Source organism: Anaerobiospirillum sp. NML120448 (genome assembly GCF_023050945.1).
Taxonomy (GTDB): domain Bacteria; phylum Pseudomonadota; class Gammaproteobacteria; order Enterobacterales; family Succinivibrionaceae; genus Anaerobiospirillum.
Genome location: NZ_JALKIM010000127.1, coordinates 1 through 3,586, shown reverse-complemented (window position 1 = coordinate 3,586; position 3,586 = coordinate 1). Strand labels below are relative to the sequence as shown.

The window sequence follows — 3,586 nt, the reverse complement described above, 5'->3', positions numbered from 1 at the left end:
TAATCAGCCTATTAGTGCAAATTATGGAATTCCTACTATGTTGGCTCTATTAAATGCCAACTCTTTGGATGTTTTTTGGAATGGTGTAGATCCAATAACGATAATTTCTTTCAACGAGAAGCTTACTTTATGTAAAATCTTCATTGTTGATAAACACGGTATTACCTGTGCTAAAAGACGATTGAGGGTAGGACGCTTTAAATATCTTCTTCGTAACAATCTAATGCCAACTCTAATTAAGCGCTCTGAGCTTGAAAAACTACTTCAAACGGGAACAATTCCAAGAATCAATAAATCAAGGTATTAAACGAAACAATTGAACAGTATATAATTGGGGAAGTTATGATGTAACTTCCCCTTTTTATTTGGAGATTAGCTATGTCTAAGTTTAGAGCCAAGTCTAAGTCCAAGTCCAAGTCTAACAACAAAACTGTTAACCAGAATATTCAGGACATCAAAGAGCTTCAGGCATTGATTCAAACTGCTATTACCTCCAATGGCTCACAAGTAGCTCAAAACTCGGCTACAGGGTTTGATTCTGATATGCTGGAGAAACTCCATCATCAACTAGAAAGGTTGGCTAAATATGAAGCTCAAAATGAGCAGCAGATGAATCATAATCGAGAAGTTAATGAACAACTTAATGCGCTTCAAACTCAACTTAATGCAGCTACTAAAGAAAACAATAAGTTATCGAAGAGCTGTAAGTCCTTAACAGATAAGCTTAACCAATATCAGAACGCATTTGAAAATATCAAAACAGCGTTAGATAGCAAGTCTCTAGAACTTTTATCTAGTTTACTGGATGAGTTTAATGATGTAGCTAGCATTAGAGACGCTGTTCTTGCTCTTGAGCAAAACTTAACAGTATCAAAAAGCTTGAGTACTAGGATCATTAACCTAAACGCTCGACTAATGCGTATAGGTAATTCTAGTGAGAAAAACACTGGAAAAAGTAGTAATTCATCTAAGTCTACAAATGATGATGATAAAGGTCTTTCTTTCTCTTCACACGACCAATTAATGGATCAAGAAGTACAGGATTTAGCACAAATATGTGAAGAGGGCGCTCCAAAACGTGAGTATCTTCTAGAGCAGTCAGAGTATCAGAATAAATATCATGAACAGCTAAGCTCTGTATCAAATATGGAGTCTATTAAAGCTTTATCTGCCTTAATTAATGAAGGTAGTGATGCTCCTATTAACGCCCAAGCTGTTACCACTGTTCTTTTTGATGTCTTAGAGGATGTTAGCAAAATTGTTGTTAGCAAAACTCATACTAATGGCGACCTCTATGAGCCGATAACTATTTCTATAGATGAACAAGTAGATAAATATGCTGCTGACATTGTAGGAACTCGTCATAGACTTAGTACTAAAGCTACTAGTGTTGATATGATATGCCCTCTTTGTAATAAGACTCATACGTTTAAGATCAGTCATATAGTGCGTGAAAACTCTGTAATGGACTGTTCAAACAATAAATTACATAAGGTATTAGTTCCTGAGTATCTCTTAAAAAGCCAAGATCCTAATTGTCAACACTCATTTGAGTGCTCTCTATCATTATTGAATGTCTGCAAAGTTCTATTTGAAGAGTTTGATGTTTCTAAAGAAAAAGTTAAAGAAATACTTAGCAATACATCTTTATCAGAGGAAGAAAGACTCAGTCTTGCTAATAAGGCATTCCTCGAGAAAGATAACTCTTTAAATAATCCTGAAAATGCTAACTACATAACTACAGATGTTAAGGCGCATGCTCGCAAATATAAGCAAGCCAAGAACGTTCCTATGTCTTATGATGAATCTAAACATAAAGAGCATCTTAAAGCTTCCTTAAGTCAGCAAGAGGGCAATGTAGCTAAAGTTGATGATATAAACAATTCTGCTAGAAAAGCTAAAGCAAGAGAGATTGAATATAACTCTGATATTGCCAATGTAGCTACTGAACACACTATTATTGAGTATAACGGTGTCAAGGTAATAGATCCTATTAACTTTAACTATAAAGTTAATGGGGCTATACCTTTATTTAAAGGCGTTTCTCTTTCCATTGAAGCTATTGCTGTTGCCGCTGCTCTAAAATGTCTTTATCCACCAACTAATGCTATACATACGATGTTTGCTAACGCTGTTGATGACTGTGAAATATGCTCAAGGCAGACATATAATGCTCATGTTCTTGACTTAGGAAGAGTGGTGCATGGTGTAAACCAGCAGAGTAAAGTCGACATTATAAGTAGATCATCAAGCATCTTGGCTGATGAAACAACAGGCAAAGTGCGTTCTGGCGAAAATAAAAAAATTGAAAATTACTACATATGGGCTATAAGAACAGGAAAGACAGAAGAGCAGCAGGAATGCTGTTTTGAATCTTTTTCTAGCAGATCTAAGGAAAGTTGTATTTCCTTTTTAAAGCCTATCAGAACATTGAGAGCAGAGCAAAACCAAATAAAAGTTAAGACAGATGGTTATGGTGTTTATGCTTCGCTTTTTTCTAAAGGCTGTTTTGCTGATAACGTGCAACACTCGTCCTGCTTCACTCACGGACGAAGACCTTTTCATGTCTATCTTAAAGATAGTGGTTTACTAACAATTTATAACGATGAATTGTTGCCGAAAGATACTGAGTTTTCACAATTTGGCTCTAACTTAAAGAAATTTTTAGCCAATCATCCTGAGGCAATTAAGCATACTGATTTAGCAATACTGATAGTATATTACCTAATCAATGCAATCTTTGCTGTAGATGGAATGGTCAATGCGAAACATACTGACTATACTTCTGTTGCTTATAAGGATGAGTTAACAGAGGCCCGTAATACTCACTCAGTGAAGTTGCTTTACATTTTAAACAAGATTATGGAGTTGCTTGCTGGTAAGTTAGGGCTACTTATCTACAACGAAAAACGTCAAACCTACAAAATGAACCCAGACCTAATCTATAAAGATATGGCAAAAGGTGTTCTCTATTGGTTTAACTCTCGTAATACTATGTCTAACTTTATTGATAGTCCTGATATTGAGCTTTCACAATCTGGTGTTGAAAGAGCTATTAGGCCATTAGCTATTGGTAGGAGAGTTTCCTTTTGGATGGATAGCCCTGAGGGTCTATCAGCTTATGCTAACATACATAATATCATCACTAATTGTATGTATGCAGAGGTCGATGTTACAGATTATCTGATATGGTTACAAGCTAACATAAGACAACGAGCATGGGATCTTATGGAAAACCCTGACCTCATACAGCAACATGAAAAAGAGATGAGAAAAATCTCAGGAATGCCTTATAAATTCAGCGATGAGGTATTAAAAATGCCTAGTCGTTCTTACATTTGTGAAAATGTTAAGGATAAAGAAGGTAAAGAGTGTTGTGTGCAGTATAAAGTTGGTATTTATGATCCAAGAAATACCTCTAGCGCATGGCTTAACCTTATTTCTTATAAAGGCCTAACGCCAAAAGATTATAAGGCTCTATTAGCCAGAAAAAAATAAGCTCATACTCCAGACACAGGAGCATGAGCTAGACTATACATCCAGTTAAGGATGCATTTAAAAGCTTTTGTAGTTGATGGTGCGTAAC

The 3,586-nt window shown here is 35.7% G+C and carries 2 protein-coding genes; both read left to right on the top strand.

All coding sequences use genetic code 11. From position 1 onward, the window contains the following. On the top strand, positions 1–307 hold a 307-nt coding region (locus tag MXE38_RS11925), incomplete at its 5' end, for a hypothetical protein (protein WP_246915366.1). Between the two features lie 164 nt (positions 308–471). Continuing rightward, entirely contained in the window at positions 472–3,498 is a 3,027-nt protein-coding gene (locus MXE38_RS11920) for an IS66 family transposase (protein WP_246915364.1), read from the top strand. Positions 3,499–3,586: the final 88 nt, after the last annotated feature.